General features: G+C 69.1%; 13 protein-coding genes and 1 tRNA gene. 9 read left to right on the top strand and 5 right to left on the bottom strand.

The features are described 5' to 3' along the window. Window positions 1-142: 142 nt before the first annotated feature. Window positions 143-1,378 carry a serine/threonine-protein kinase gene (locus tag DC008_RS36255; RefSeq protein ID WP_341867292.1) on the bottom strand — a complete coding sequence of 412 codons (1,236 nt, stop codon included), beginning with the start codon at window positions 1,376-1,378 and terminating at the stop codon, window positions 143-145. 183 nt (window positions 1,379-1,561) lie between these two features. Beyond that, window positions 1,562-2,110 (bottom strand): helix-turn-helix domain-containing protein, encoded by a 549-nt coding sequence (locus tag DC008_RS17645; protein ID WP_108707798.1) that lies wholly within the window; start codon window positions 2,108-2,110, stop codon window positions 1,562-1,564. Between the two features lie 182 nt (window positions 2,111-2,292). Between DC008_RS17645 and DC008_RS17650 the strand changes: the two genes are divergently transcribed. Continuing rightward, a tRNA-Ala gene (locus tag DC008_RS17650) sits at window positions 2,293-2,365 on the top strand. A 515-nt stretch (window positions 2,366-2,880) separates the two neighbouring features. Here DC008_RS17650 and DC008_RS17655 read toward each other — a convergent pair. After that, entirely contained in the window at window positions 2,881-3,579 is a 699-nt protein-coding gene (locus tag DC008_RS17655) for a DUF5324 family protein (RefSeq protein WP_055621073.1), read from the bottom strand. A 327-nt stretch (window positions 3,580-3,906) separates the two neighbouring features. On the opposite strand from DC008_RS17655, the gene DC008_RS17660 reads away from it, so the two are divergent. Continuing rightward, window positions 3,907-4,440 carry a peptidylprolyl isomerase gene (locus DC008_RS17660; RefSeq protein ID WP_055621074.1) on the top strand — a complete coding sequence of 178 codons (534 nt, stop codon included), beginning with the start codon at window positions 3,907-3,909 and terminating at the stop codon, window positions 4,438-4,440. Between the two features lie 124 nt (window positions 4,441-4,564). Continuing rightward, on the top strand, window positions 4,565-5,449 hold the full coding sequence (locus DC008_RS17665; RefSeq protein WP_108707799.1) for a rhomboid family intramembrane serine protease: 885 nt from the start codon (window positions 4,565-4,567) through the stop codon (window positions 5,447-5,449). Between the two features lie 313 nt (window positions 5,450-5,762). Here DC008_RS17665 and crgA read toward each other — a convergent pair whose 3' ends face one another. Beyond that, window positions 5,763-6,017: a cell division protein CrgA gene (crgA, locus tag DC008_RS17670; protein ID WP_108707800.1), complete on the bottom strand. Its 255-nt coding sequence runs from the start codon at window positions 6,015-6,017 to the stop codon at window positions 5,763-5,765. A gap of 142 nt (window positions 6,018-6,159) precedes the next feature. Here crgA and DC008_RS17675 point away from each other — a divergent pair, with 142 nt between their 5' ends. From DC008_RS17675 to DC008_RS17700, 6 genes are read left to right on the top strand one after another with little or no spacing between them, the layout of a single operon-like run. Further along, window positions 6,160-6,936, top strand: coding sequence for a DUF881 domain-containing protein (locus DC008_RS17675; protein WP_108707801.1), 777 nt, complete (start codon window positions 6,160-6,162; stop codon window positions 6,934-6,936). A gap of 18 nt (window positions 6,937-6,954) precedes the next feature. Next, window positions 6,955-7,656 (top strand): class E sortase, encoded by a 702-nt coding sequence (locus DC008_RS17680; protein WP_108707802.1) that lies wholly within the window; start codon window positions 6,955-6,957, stop codon window positions 7,654-7,656. A 53-nt stretch (window positions 7,657-7,709) separates the two neighbouring features. Beyond that, window positions 7,710-7,871, top strand: coding sequence for a hypothetical protein (locus DC008_RS17685; protein WP_107096718.1), 162 nt, complete (start codon window positions 7,710-7,712; stop codon window positions 7,869-7,871). Continuing rightward, complete coding sequence (locus DC008_RS17690; protein ID WP_055621079.1) at window positions 7,868-8,506, top strand: aminodeoxychorismate/anthranilate synthase component II; 639 nt, start codon at window positions 7,868-7,870, stop codon at window positions 8,504-8,506. The genes DC008_RS17685 and DC008_RS17690 overlap by 4 nt, the downstream gene beginning before the upstream one ends. Then, window positions 8,503-9,774 (top strand): class E sortase, encoded by a 1,272-nt coding sequence (locus tag DC008_RS17695; protein ID WP_244221371.1) that lies wholly within the window; start codon window positions 8,503-8,505, stop codon window positions 9,772-9,774. The genes DC008_RS17690 and DC008_RS17695 overlap by 4 nt, the downstream gene beginning before the upstream one ends. A gap of 6 nt (window positions 9,775-9,780) precedes the next feature. After that, window positions 9,781-10,551 (top strand): class E sortase, encoded by a 771-nt coding sequence (locus tag DC008_RS17700; RefSeq protein ID WP_208645913.1) that lies wholly within the window; start codon window positions 9,781-9,783, stop codon window positions 10,549-10,551. 62 nt (window positions 10,552-10,613) lie between these two features. On the opposite strand, the gene pknB is transcribed toward DC008_RS17700, so the two are convergent. Continuing rightward, window positions 10,614-12,602 carry a Stk1 family PASTA domain-containing Ser/Thr kinase gene (gene pknB / locus DC008_RS17705; RefSeq protein ID WP_108707804.1) on the bottom strand — a complete coding sequence of 663 codons (1,989 nt, stop codon included), beginning with the start codon at window positions 12,600-12,602 and terminating at the stop codon, window positions 10,614-10,616. Between the last annotated feature and the right edge of the window lie 118 nt (window positions 12,603-12,720).

Here is a 12,720-nt window from a genome sequence, read left to right on the forward strand (position 1 = left end):
GGACCGGGCGTGGGTGTCGGGGGTCCGCGGGGCCGGGGGCCGGTACGGGTACTGGGGGACGGGGGATCGATGGGCGGCGAGGTCGCGGGTGTGCTCGGGGTGTACTCGTGAGGTGGCGCCGGTGCCGTGGTGCGGGCGGTACTCACGGTGGGGTCCGGCGGGGGGAGCTGGAAGCTTCCGGTGTCCGACATGTTCGGGAGCCGATGGACGCCGCCGGAGGGCGAGGGGTCCGTGGGCGTCCGGGTGCCCTGCTGCGGTGGTTCGGGACGGTGCGGGGGCGGGGCCGGTACCGAGGCGGACGGCACGGGGGAGCGACGGCCGGTGGAGCCGGTATGGGGGGTGGCGAGGCGGGCGGCGACGGGGCGGGACGGGGCGGCACGGAGGACTGCTGATGCCCGGTCAGGGATGCCGAGTGGCCGGTGCCGGCCGGTGCCGGCCGGTCCACGCGGAGGGCACCGGAGCCGGTGCCCGTTCCGTCGATGACGCCGGGCGCGCGCGTCTGGGGTCCGTCCGGGCCGAATCCGGCGGGCAGCGGCCCGAGCTGGTCGAAGATCTCGATCAGCTCGTCGTCGGGACCGGGTTCCGGCAGCAGTTCGGCCGCCGACGCGAGGGCCTTGCGCGCGCCGGTGGCCGTGCGGAACCGCGCGTCCGGATCGGGCTGGAGCAGCGTCGCCACGACCTGCCAGAGCGGCTCGGGTATCCCCTTGGGCGCACCCGGTGTGCCGTGCTCGGTGAAGTACTGCACCAGCGCCTTGGCATCCGGCTTGGCGCCCTCCAGCAGATACAGCGCCACGAGTCCCACGGCGAACAGATCCGCCGGGAAGTCCGGGTCGGAGCCCAGGAGTTGTTCCGGGGCGAGGTAACCGGGCGTCCCCACCACGAGGTTGGTCTCGGTCAGCCGGGGTTCGCCCAGCCGCATGGCGATGCCGAAGTCGGACAGCCGCAGGCGTGGCCGGGCCGTCCCGGTGGCCTCCAGGAGCACGTTGGCGGGCTTGATGTCACGGTGGACGACACCCTCGGCGTGCACGGCCGACAGCCCCGACAGGAGCTGGTCGAGCAGGGTGCACACGAACGACGGCGGCAGGGGCCCGTAGTCGCCGATGAGGTGGACGAGCGAACCGCCGCCCACCAGGTCCATGGTGAACAGCACCTTGTCGTCGTCGGCGGCCCAGCTGGCCGGCGCGAGCACATGGGGGTGGTCGATCCGCAGGGCCTGCTCCCGGACAAAGCGCAGAAGCGAGTGCGCGTCGCTCTGCTGGAGCACCTTGGCCGCGACGTACCGGCGGCGGCGGTGGTCCCAGGCACGCCAGACGGCACCGACGCCTCCGCGCCCGATCGGGTCGACCAGTTCGTACCGGCCGGCGAAGACCTCACCCATGGCTGTGCGTCGCTCCTCCCCCTGCGGTCATCCCCCTTGCCTCCCCCGCGAAGCGAGATACGACTCCTCCCGCGCGGCTTCCCGTGGGGCGCGGCCCTCCCACGCACCCGAGGGCAGTCGTCGGCCGGGTAGCCGTCGGCCCGGTCGCCGAACCCCCTTCGGCGACCGGGCCTCGGGCTCAGCTCAGCTCTGGTGCGACTGGTAGTGCGCGACCGCGTCGGACGTCCGGCCGGCGCCGTACACCCGGAGGAACTCTGCCAGCTCCGGGTGGGTCCCGGCGAGACTGTCGGCGGCCTCGATGATGTCGCCGGCGGCCGCGACCGAGCGCAGCAGCGACTGGATCTCGCGGACCACCCGCTTCACGGTGGGAGCGCCCGAACTGCTCGTCGTCTGTGTGGTGTTGCTGAGCACCGAGCCCCCCTGCGACTTCTTGATCTCCTCCATGCGCTCGGTGGCCTCGGCCGCGCTCACGCTGCCGTCCGCGACCTGCCCCGCCAAGTCCTGCAGCAGCTGCACCCGCTGGACCACGGCGGGATTGCCGATCTTCGCCCGCTGGCCGCTCATCAGCTGCGACAGCATCGGCGCGGACAGTCCCAGCACCCCCGCGAGACGAGCCTGGTTGAGACCAAGATCGTCGATGAGCCTACGGAAGAGCGTCCCCAGCGGCTCCCCGTACCAGTTCCGCTGCAGATCCCGCGCTCTTGCGGTGGCTTCCTGCTGTGCGGCGTCCATTGCGTCTCCCCATCGCTTCCCCAAAACCGTGGTTCGCTGTAGCGAACCACGTCGAGCATCTTACGGAGAGTGGTTGTGCATCGGGACCCCCCATCTTTTTTGCGAGATACGGGGCGCGACCCGGTAGTCTGGTCTGCGGTAGCCGACGGAACGCGCTCGTTCCGGACGGATGCTCGTCTTCCGGGGCCTTAGCTCAGTTGGTAGAGCGCTGTCTTTGCATGGCAGATGTCAGGGGTTCGACTCCCCTAGGCTCCACTTCCCGGACCGGCCGGCACCCTCGTGGGCGCTGGCCGGTTTCGTCTGTCCAGTCACCTTCTCCCCACCCGCTCCACCGTGACGTGTGTCACCGGCGTGAGGCCCGTGGCAACGTTGCGCATATTTGCGCAAACATTCTCGTCGCCTTCGGCCCAGGTGTGGACGTCTTCGATCAAGAGGGCGCCGGCAGTCGTACGGAGGGTTCCGGCAACCGTGTGAGCTGGTCTTCAGGCGATCAGGTAATCAGAAGGGTGCGTTCCGTTAGGGGAGCTTGTGTGGAGCTCACGCACACAAGTCGTTGCAAACGTCATCGTGGGCGAGGGTGCGAACACAGCTGCTTCACCGCTTCGAGCGGTGGCCGATGACGCTCGAAGACGGCCGATCTTCGACGAGTTGTCTCCTACGGGGGCCGATGTTCCACGTGAAACACCGCCAGGGAGCGGGAGAACTCAAGTCTCCCGCCCCCTGGCGGTGTTGGAACGTATGGAACGGGCCGGAGATGACCGACGCTCAGATCACTTGCCCTCGTCGCGCCGGGCCGCCTCCTCGGCTTCCTTCGCCTGGACCTCGGGGTCCAGCACGCTCTGGTCCGTGCCGTCCACCGACGTCAGGCGGTTGGACTCCGGTACCTCGGTCGCGGCGGGAGGCTCGACCAGCCAGTCCGGGTTGGCCTGCTTGTCCCACCACTTCCAGGCGGCGAAGGCGCCGCCCGCGAGAATGCCGAAGACGGCCAGTGCCTTCGCGACGCGGCCGGCCTTGGCGCGCCGCTGATGCTTGCGCACCAGCTTCTGCACGTCCTTCGCCGTGAGCTGACCGCGCAGCGCGGCCAGTGCGGCGGCCCCACGAGCGGCCGCCTCGTCCCTGACGGGTCCGGCCGCGGCGACCGCCTGCTCGAGCCTGGGCCGGGAGTACTCGGCGGCCTGCAGGGCCGCCTTTCGGGTGCGGAGTGCCGCCTCCTGGGCGGCCTGGTCGACCTTCGGTGGCACATGGGCGCGGGCCTGCTCCAGGCGCGGGGCGACGTGGACGCCGTACTGCGCGCGGGCCTGCTCGGTGGCCAGCGTCACCTTGGGCGCGAGCCGTACGCGTGCCTCGTGTGCGTAATGGGCGGCCCTGTCCTTGGCGGTGTCGGCGTAGGGCGCCACCACTTCCGCGGCGTGCAGCACGCTGTCCTTCGCCGAGCCGGTCGCGGCGCGCACGCTGTCGATGCGGGTCACGGGTTCCTCCTCCTCGGTGGCGTACGGTAATTCGACTTTCCACCCTTTTACGGATCATGCCTGCCAAGACGTGGAGCGGCATGTGTGGGCGGGCATTCGGGTGCCGTCGAAAAGTGATCGAGCGGAATAACAGATCAATATGGGGCAACGGTGGCTTGTCGTCGACAATGCCACGGTTCGCCGTGTCGCGCCCCCGCCACGGGAGTACTCGACGCGTTTTCCGCAAGCGATCTGCCCGGTCGGGTGCCGGTTGCCGAGCGCCGGGCCGCCGTGAGGGCCGTCCGTGCGAGGATCGAGGGATCACAGGACGACGACGGAAGGCAGATCGTGGCCGAGCAGCTCTACGCCACCCTGAAGACCAACCACGGCGACATCGCGGTGCGGCTTCTTCCCCACCACGCGCCGGTCACGGTCAGGAACTTCGTCGAACTCGCCCAGGGCGAGCGTGAGTGGACCAACCCCACCACCGGTGAGAAGTCCACGGCCCCGCTCTACGACGGCACCGTCTTCCACCGCGTCATCAGCGGCTTCATGATCCAGGGCGGTGACCCGCTGGGCAACGGCACCGGCGGCCCCGGCTACCAGTTCCAGGACGAGTTCCACCCCGACCTGGCCTTCGACAGGCCTTATCTGCTGGCCATGGCGAACGCCGGTCCGGGCACCAACGGCTCGCAGTTCTTCATCACCGTCGCCCCGACGACCTGGCTGAACCGCAAGCACACGATCTTCGGTGAGGTCGCCGACGCGGCCGGCCAGAAGGTCGTCGACACGATCGCCTCGGTGCAGACGAACCCGCGCACCGAGCGTCCGGTGAACGACGTCGTCATCGAGTCCGTCGTGATCGAGACGCGCCAGGGCTGAGGCGGGCATCGTCCGCGTGGGCGCCCGACACCTCCCGCTGGGAACCAATCGCCCCGCTCGTCCGTAAGGATGGGCGGGGCGGTGTATGAGTCTGTGCGCCGCGGACGACGACCTAGGGGAACCGATGGACCAGCCGGTGGGTAGCCCGCAGGACGCCCAGAGCCTGCCCGTCTGCTACCGCCACCCGGACCGCGAGACCGGTGTCCGCTGCACCCGCTGCGACCGGCCCATCTGCCCGGAGTGCATGATCAGCGCCTCCGTCGGCTTCCAGTGCCCCGAGTGCGTCCGCACCGGCTCCGGCACCGGCCATGCCCCGGACGCCGCCCGGCCCCGCACCCTCGCGGGCGGCAGTATCGCCGCCGATCCCCGCCTGATCACCAAGATCCTCATCGGGATCAATCTCGCGGTGTTCATCGCCGTACGGACGAGTGAAGCGCTGCTGAACGACCTCGTCTTGATCGGGGCCTGGCCTCCCGCTCCCTTCCAGACGACCTCGGGGGTCGCGGACGGCGAGTGGTACCGCCTGGTGACCTCGATGTTCACGCACGAGGCGATCTGGCACTTCGGCTTCAACATGCTCAGCCTGTGGTGGCTCGGCGGCCCGCTCGAAGCGGCGCTCGGCCGGGCCCGCTATCTCGCGCTCTACTTCGGCTCGGGGCTCGCCGGCAGCGCCCTCACCTATCTGCTGGCCGCGCCGACCACGGCCTCGCTCGGGGCGTCCGGCGCGATCTTCGGCCTGTTCGGCGCGACGGCCGTCCTGATGCGCCGGCTCCAGTACGACATGCGCCCGATCATCGCCCTGCTGGTGATCAACCTGATCTTCACCTTCGGGTGGAGCAACATCGCCTGGCAGGCCCATATCGGCGGTCTGGTGGCCGGTGTCGTCATCGGGTACGCCATGGTCCACGCCCCGCGTGAGCGCCGCTCGCTGATCCAGTACGGCACGGTCGCCGGGGTCCTCGCGGTGGCCGTTCTCCTGACGGTGCTCAGAACCCTTCAGCTCACCTGAGCGGCGGCTCCTGCCACCTGAGACGCACTGTTGTCCACAGCGGGTGGCGGATCTTGTGCACAGTGTGCGGACAGCGAGACGCCCCCTGCTGCGAACCAACGTTTCCGCAGGTCAGGCAAGGGGCGAACAAGCATTCGATAGGCCATGATCACCGGTAGTTCCGTCACACCGGCGTCAATGCCCAGTGGGTTATCCACAGATCGTCGTTCTTTTTCAACACTGTGGAAAACCGCTGTGGATAACTCAGTGGATAGCCGTGGGCAGAGCTGCGTTCACCGCGAGGCGACCGCGGCTTCACGCCCTTCTCGGGCCGTCACTTCCACTGCGTGGAGACACCGAATCCAGCGGCGATGAATCCGAAGCCCACCACGATGTTCCAGTTGCCGAACGCGTCGATCGGCAGGGAACCGTCGGTCACATAGAAGACGACGATCCAGGCGAGACCGATGACGAACATGGCGAGCATGACCGGCGCGACCCATGTCCGGCTGGTCAGCTTGATGGCGGTCGCCTGCTTCGACGGCGGCGGCGTGTAATCGGCCTTCTTGCGGATACGTGACTTCGGCACGAGGGTCTCTCCTGTCGATGCGCTGCGTGGCCGCGCAGAGAACTGGGGTCGGGCTCGGGGCAGCGTACAAGGGGACACTGTGGGCTCCCCCGGGCGTCCGTTAGCGTAGTGCTTCCGCGGCGCCGAAGGAGATAAGGGTACGTTGAGCAATTCTGCCGACTCCCCCGGTACGGGATCCAGCCCTGTCCGTGGCCGATTCCGTCCGGTGCGCGTGCTCACCGCGGCTGTCTTCGCCCTCGCGGGCCTCATCTTCTTCACCAGTTTCAGCACCGCCAGGGGCACCGACATCCGTACGGACGCCTCGTTGCTGAAGCTCTCCGACCTCATCCAGGAGCGCAGCCACGAGAACGGCCGGCTCGACGAGACCAACGCGGCCCTGCGCGAGGACGTGGAGGCGCTCGCCGAGCGGGACGACGGCAGCACCAAGGCCGAGGACGCCAAGCTGACCGCGCTGGAGGCGCGTGCGGGGACGCAGAAGCTGACGGGCGAGGCGATCACCGTCACGCTCAACGACGCCCCGCCGGACGCCACCGCCAAGCTCCCCGGCTATCCCGAGCCCCAGCCGGACTACCTGGTCATCCACCAGCAGGATCTCCAGGCCGTGGTCAACGCGCTGTGGGAGAGCGGCGCCAAGGGGATCAAGGTCATGGACCAGCGGCTGATCTCCACGAGCGCCGTGCGCTGTGTGGGCAACACCCTGATCCTCCAGGGCCGCGTCTACTCCCCGCCGTACAAGATCACGGCGGTCGGGGACCCGGAGAAGATGCAGCAGGCCCTCGCGGCCTCGCCGGCGATCCAGAACTACATGCTCTACGTCAACGTCTACGGACTCGGCTGGAAAGTCACCGAGGACGGGACGGTGACTCTGCCGGGCTACTCGGGCACAGTGGATCTGCAGTACGCCAAGCCCGTGGAGTGAGCCTCACTGGAGCTGCCGGTGCGCGTCGTCGTCAGGACCGTCAGCGAGCTCTGCGTCACCGTCGGCACGGTGATCGTCCTCTTCGTCGTCTACGTGCTGTTCTGGACCGGTGTACGGGCCGACACGGTCATGGACGACCAGATCGACCAGTTACAGGAGCAGTGGGCCCAGGCCGCGGTGCGGCCCTCGGCGTCGGGTGCCCCGGGCGCCCCGCAGACGCCCGCGAGCCCGCCGGAGCCCGCCCCCTACACGGCGGACAAGCCCTTCGCGATCATGTACATCCCGCGGCTTGGTTTCACGTGGAACAAGCCGGTGCTCGAGGGCACGGCCACCAAGACCCTCAAGAGAGGGCTCGGGCACTACGCGAACACCGCCCAGTTGGGGGAGAAGGGCAATTTCTCGGTCGCCGGGCACCGGCGGACCTACGGCGACCCCTTCAAGGACTTCCCCCGGCTCCGCCCGGGTGACGCGGTGGTGCTGACGGACGGAACCTCATGGTTCACGTACAGGATCGACAAAGGCCCCTACAAAACAGTGCCCTCCGACATTGAGGTGATCGACCCTGTGCCCCGTAAGTCGGGGTATACGCGTGAGGGCCGCTATCTGACGCTGACCACGTGCGATCCCGAGTGGGGGCACAGTCACCGGCTGATCGTGTGGGCCCACCTGGACTCCACGCAGCCTGTGGAGGCCGGGAAACCGAAGGCCCTGCGCCGTTAGTCTGGTGACCGTACGGCGTGATTCTGGTGCCGTGGTGCGACGGAAGGGACGGCATGTACGGCTGGATCTGGCGGCATCTGCCGGGGAACGCATGGGTGAGGGCGTTGATCTCCCTCGTGCTGGTCATGGCCGTGGTCTACGTCCTCTTCAACTACGTCTTCCCGTGGGCCGAACCGCTGCTGCCCTTCAACGATGTGACGGTGGACAACCAGTGAGCGCGCGCATCCTCGTCGTGGACAACTACGACAGCTTCGTCTTCAACCTGGTCCAGTACCTCTACCAGCTGGGCGCCGAGTGCGAGGTCCTGCGCAACGACGAGGTCTCCACGGCCCACGCCCAGGACGGTTTCGACGGCGTCCTGCTCTCGCCGGGCCCGGGCACGCCCGAGCAGGCCGGGGTCTGCGTCGACATGGTCCGGCACTGCGCCGCGACCGGCGTCCCGGTCTTCGGCGTCTGCCTCGGCATGCAGTCGATGCAGGTGGCGTACGGCGGTGTGGTGGACCGCGCCCCGGAGCTGCTGCACGGCAAGACCTCGCTCGTCGAGCACGAGGGCAAGGGCGTCTTCGCGGGGCTGCCGACGCCGTTCACCGCGACCCGCTACCACTCGCTGGCCGCGGAGCCGGCGACCGTGCCGGCGGAGCTGGAGGTGACGGCCCGCACCCACGACGGCATCGTGATGGGCCTGCGCCACCGTGAACTGGCGGTCGAGGGAGTGCAGTTCCACCCCGAGTCGGTGCTGACCGAGCACGGGCACCGGATGCTGGCCAACTGGCTGGCCGCATGCGGCGACGAGGGCGCGGTGGCGAGGTCGGCGGGGCTCGCCCCGGTGGTGGGCAGGGCCACGGCGTGACCGCGCTGCGCCCCGAGCGCGAGTCCGGCACCGCCTACGGGCAGTCCTCCGGGGACTCCTACGGCGGGGCCGGCGACCAGGGCACCCCGTACGGGCAGCAGCCGTACGGGGACCCGGGTGCGCACGGGGACTGGTACGGCGGCGCGGCCTCCGCCGCCGCGGACCAGAGCGGCGGTTACGGCGCCGACGGCTACGGCAGCGAGCGGTACGGGGCGCAGACGTACGGCGCGGAGACGACGTACGGCACGGAGGCGTACCAGGAGCCGTACGCCCAGCCGCAGCACACTCAGCCCCAGCACACTCAGCACGTCCGACAGGAGCAGCAGGCGTACATACCGCCGCCGGACGACGAGACCGTGGCGCTGCGGATAGCCGACACCGCTGCCGCCGCCGGATCGCGTTCTGCCGCCCGTTCCGCGGAGACCACCGACGATTCCCCCATGGGCGGCCGTGCGGCCCGCAGGAAGGCCGCCAAGCGGCGTCACGGACGCCGTGGCGCCGACCGGCCGGACGCGGCGGCCGCGGAGGCGGACCAGGACGCCCCGGGAGCCCCCCGCTCACGCCTGGAGGCCCGGCGGCAGGCGCGCGCCCGCCGGCCCGGCCCGGCCACGCTGGCGAGCCGGGCCATCGGCGAGGTGTTCATCACCACCGGCGTGCTGATGCTGCTCTTCGTGAGCTACCAGCTGTGGTGGACGAACATCCGGGCGCACGCGCAGGCGGACAAGGAGGCCAGCAGCCTCCAGAACGACTGGGCGAGCGGCAAGCGCAACCCGGGCAGTTTCGAGCCGGGCCAGGGCTTCGCCCTGCTGCACATCCCCAAGCTGGACGTCGTCGTCCCGATCGCCGAGGGCATCAGCAACAAGCAGGTGCTCGACCGGGGCATGGTCGGCCACTACGGCGAGGGCAAGCTGAAGACGGCGATGCCGGACGCCAAGACCGGCAACTTCGGGCTGGCCGGACACCGCAACACCCATGGCGAGCCGTTCCGGTACATCAACCGGCTCACCCCGGGCGACGACATCGTCGTGGAGACGCAGGACAAGTTCTTCGTGTACAAGATGGCGTCGATCCTGCCGGTGACCTCGCCGAGCAACGTCAGTGTGCTGGAGCCGGTCCCGCCGGGATCGGGGTTCACCAAACCGGGCCGCTACATCACGCTCACCACGTGCACGCCGGAGTTCACCAGTAAGTACCGGATGATCGTCTGGGGCAAGATGGTCGAGGAACGGCCGCGCAGCAAGGGCAAGCCGGATGCGCTCGTCAGTTAAGGGCAGATGAACGTGGCAGCGACCACCGACGACACCGAGTACGCGGACCGCTCCGCGACGCGTCAGTCCCCGCGCCGGCCGGAACGCCGCCGGCTGGGTCCCGTCGCGGCGGTGATCAGCGTCTTCGGCGAACTCCTCATCACGGCGGGCCTGGTGATGGGCCTGTTCGTCGTCTACTCCCTGTGGTGGACGAACGTCCTCGCGGACCGCGCGGCCGACAAGGAGGCCGACAAGGTCCGGGACAACTGGGCGCACCAGGACGACGGTTCCGGGCGTCCGGCCGAGTTCGACTCGGGGGCCGGCATCGGCTTCCTGCACGTCCCCGCGATGAGCAGGAGCGAGATCCTCGTCGAGAAGGGCACGACGGCGAAGATCCTCAACGACGGGGTGGCCGGGTACTACACCGACCCGGTCAAGGCGACGCTGCCGACGTCGGACAAGAAGGGCAACTTCTCCCTCGCGGCGCACCGGGACGGGCACGGCGCGAAGTTCCACAACATCCACAAGCTCGCCGAGGGCGATCCGATCGTCTTCGAGACGAAGGACAAGTGGTACGTCTACAAGGTCTACTCGGTGCTGCCCGAGACCTCGAAGTACAACGTCCAGGTCCTCGGTGACGTCCCCAAGGAGTCCGGGAAGACCAAGGCGGGCCGCTACATCACCCTGACGACCTGCACGCCGATCTACACGAGCCGCTACCGGTACGTCGTGTGGGGCGAGCTGGAGCGCGTCGAGAAGGTGGACGAGCAGCGCACACCGCCGGAGGAGCTGCGCTGATCCGGACGTGAAAGAGCCCCGGTGTCCTGGAGAGGACACCGGGGCTCTTCTATGCGGTGCTGTCAGCCGAAGGGGCCGCCGTTGTTGCCGCCTCCGTTGTCGTTGCCGCCGCCGAAGCCGACCGTGGTCAGCTTGACCGTGGTCTTCGCGGGGTCGACCTGCTGGCCGGCGTTGGGGTCCTGCCGGACGACGAGGGCGTTGTCGTTCTGGTCGCTGCCGTTCTCCAACTGGATGTTCGTGAACCCGGCCTGCGCCAGGGTCTGCTTGGCCTGGCCGAGCGTCTGACCGACGACGTTGGGCATCTGCGCCTTCTGCGCGGCCTGCTTGCCGATCTGAATGGTCACCGTGGAGTTCTTGTCGACCTTGCTGTTGGCCGCCGGGGATGTGGAAATGACCTTGCCGACCTGGTTCGGGTCCTGGGTCTCGACCTCGGTGCAGTTGCCGGTGAGGTCGTTGTCCTGCATCTGCGCCTTCGCCTCGTCACAGGTACGGCCGACGACGTCCGGGACGGTCGACTGCTCCTGCTCCTTGGCGACGGTCAGGGTGATCGTCGAGCCCTTCTCGACCTCTTCGCCGCGCTGCGGGTCCTGGTCGAGGACGGTGCCGGGCTCCTCGGCGGAGACCTCACGCGTCTCGGTCTTGATCGTGAACTGGAAGTCGTCGCCCTCGAGCTTCTCCCGGGCGTCCTCCAGGCTGATCCGGATCACGCTCGGCACCGTCACCTTCGGGGCGCCCGTGGACACCACGACGTCGACGGTGGAGCCCTTGTCGACCTCTTCCTTGGAGTCGGGGCTCTGCGAGCAGATCTTGCCCTTGGGCTGGTTCTCGCACTCGTCCTTCTTGACCTCGCCCAGCTTCAGATCGACGTTGGCGAGGAGCTCCCGGGCGGCGTTCTCGCTCTCGCCGATCAGGCTCGGGACGGCCACGGAGTCGTTGCTCGCGGTGTTGCCGTCGAAGACCCACTTGCCGATGAGGATGGCGCCCACCAGGACCAGCACGGCGGCGACGGCCAGCAGGATCGTGGAGGTGTTGGACTTCTTCTGCCGGCGCCGGTCGACGCGGTCGTCGTAGCCGAAGCCGCCGTCGTCCGGGTTCATGGGCGGCAGCATCGACGTGGCGCCGGCGTCCTGCTGGCGCAGGGCCGTCGTCGGCTGGTCGTCGGGGTAGCCGCCGTAGCCCACGGATCCCATCGCGGCCGTGGCGGCGACGGGCTGGCCGTCGAGGCAGGCCTCGATGTCGGCGCGCATCTCGTCGGCCGACTGGTACCGGTAGTTCGGGTCCTTCGTCAGGGCCTTCAGCACGATCGCGTCCATCTCGGGCGTGATCTCGGGGTCGAAGACCGACGGGGCCTGGGCCTCCTCCCGTACGTGCTGGTACGCGACCGCGACCGGGGAGTCGCCGACGAACGGCGGACGGACCGTCAGGAGCTCGTACAGCAGACAGCCGGTGGAGTACAGGTCGGAGCGGGCGTCCACCTGCTCGCCCTTGGCCTGCTCCGGCGAGAGGTACTGGGCGGTGCCGATGACGGCCGCGGTCTGCGTCATCGTCATCCCGGAGTCGCCCATGGCGCGGGCGATGCCGAAGTCCATGACCTTGACCTGGCCGTTGCGCGTCAGCATGACGTTCGCCGGCTTGATGTCCCGGTGGACGATGCCGTTGCGGTGGGCGTACTCCAGACCCTGGAGGATGCCGATGGTCATCTCCATCGCCCGCTCAGGCAGCAGCTTGCGGCCGCTGTGAAGGAGCTCACGCAGCGTGGACCCGTCGACGTACTCCATGACGATGTACGGGATCGACACGTTGTCGATGTAGTCCTCGCCCGTGTCGTAGACCGCCACGATCGCGGGATGGTTGAGCGAGGCGGCCGACTGGGCCTCCCGGCGGAACCGGGCCTGGAAGGACGGGTCGCGCGCGAGGTCCGCCCGCAGCGTCTTCACCGCCACGGTGCGGCCGAGCCGGGTGTCATGCGCGAGGTAGACCTCCGCCATGCCACCACGACCGAGCACCTGGCCCAGTTCGTACCGGCCGCCGAGGCGACGCGGCTCTTCCATAGCTACCTACCAGCCCTCTCCGTCGGTCCCGCCCTCACCCTTGTGGGTGTGGCGGTGGTCCGTCCGGGCATACCGTACCCGGCTCATCCTGCGTGACCTGGCCAAGCCCGTAACCCGA

This window comes from Streptomyces nigra (genome assembly GCF_003074055.1).
GTDB classification, from domain to species: domain Bacteria; phylum Actinomycetota; class Actinomycetes; order Streptomycetales; family Streptomycetaceae; genus Streptomyces; species Streptomyces nigra.